The 1,258-nt window shown below is 44.2% G+C and carries 1 protein-coding gene; it reads left to right on the top strand.

Translation table 11 applies throughout. From position 1 onward, the window contains the following. The first annotated feature begins 72 nt into the window (after window positions 1-72). A protein-coding gene (locus tag R8N28_RS25415; RefSeq protein WP_318183682.1) for an IS3 family transposase occupies window positions 73-1,250 on the top strand; the annotation gives its coding sequence in 2 pieces (ribosomal slippage) (window positions 73-331 and window positions 331-1,250; 1,179 coding nt in all). The last annotated feature ends 8 nt before the right edge of the window (window positions 1,251-1,258 follow it).

The raw sequence follows: 1,258 nt of genomic DNA, 5'->3' as shown, positions 1-1,258 counted from the left end.
TGTAGTGGCATAGTGAATTTGGTCACTTAGTTAGAGGTGATATCATCACCTCATAAGTTAACAGGTGACATTATGACAAAACGTGCAAGACGACTATTTAGCGCAGAATTTAAGTTAGAAGCAGCGCAGCTAGTCTTAGACCAAAATTACTCAGTGACTGAAGCAGCCCAAGCCATGAATGTGGGCAAGTCCACGATGGATAAATGGGTTCGCCAGCTTAGAGAAGAACGCCAAGGGAAAACACCGAAAGCTTCACCTATGACCCCTGAGCAAATAGAAATTCGGGAATTGAAAAAGAAACTGGCTCGCCTTGAAGAGCATAATGAAATACTAAAAAAAGCCACGGCTCTCTTGATGTCGGACTCACTGAACAATTCTTGACAATCAAGAAACTCAAGCAGAGCCACAGCGTAAAAATATTATGCGAAGTCTTCAATGTTCATCGAAGTAGTTATCACTATTGGCTTAAACGCCCAGCGTTAATTAATGCGGAAACAATAAAACTGCGCAGCTTGATTAGCGAGGCTCACGCCGCAAGCAATGGCTCTGCGGGAGCGAGAACCATTGCAGATATAGTCACAAATCAGGGTGTAAAGCTGAGCCGATACCGAGCAACAAAGCTAATGAGAACTCTTGGTTTAGTGAGCTGCCAAGAACCAAAGCATCGTTACAGAAAGGCTTCACAAGAACATATTGAAATTCCAAATCACTTAGGTCGTCAGTTTGCTGTTACCGCCCCAAATGAAGTCTGGGTTGGTGATGTTACGTATATTTGGACAGGTAATAGGTGGATGTATTTAGCGGTCGTTATCGATCTTTTTGCCCGCAAAGTGATCGGTTGGTCAATGTCTTTGTCGCCTGATAGTCGGTTGACAGGTAAAGCGCTGTCTATGGCCTATGAATCTCGCGGAAAGCCAAAAGGTGTCATGTTCCATAGCGATCAAGGGAGTCACTATACTAGCCGTAAATACCGTCAATTGCTGTGGCGTTTTCAAATAAAACAGAGTTTATCTCGCCGAGGAAACTGTTGGGATAATGCGCCGATGGAGCGCTTCTTTAGAAGTCTGAAGACGGAATGGGTGCCAACTGTGGGTTATCGTAGCTTCGCTGAGGCTCAACAAGAGATCACCCGCTACATTATCGGATATTACTGCCAACTCAGGCCACATCAGTATAACGGTGGTCTAACTCCCAATGAATCAGAACGATTATATTGGGAAAACTCTAAAACCGTGGCCAATTTTAGTTGACCACTACA

The sequence above is a fragment of the Vibrio sp. Vb1554 genome (genome assembly GCF_033344235.1).
Note: the sequence above shows the minus strand (reverse complement) of the source record. Positions and strands in the feature narration are given on the sequence as shown.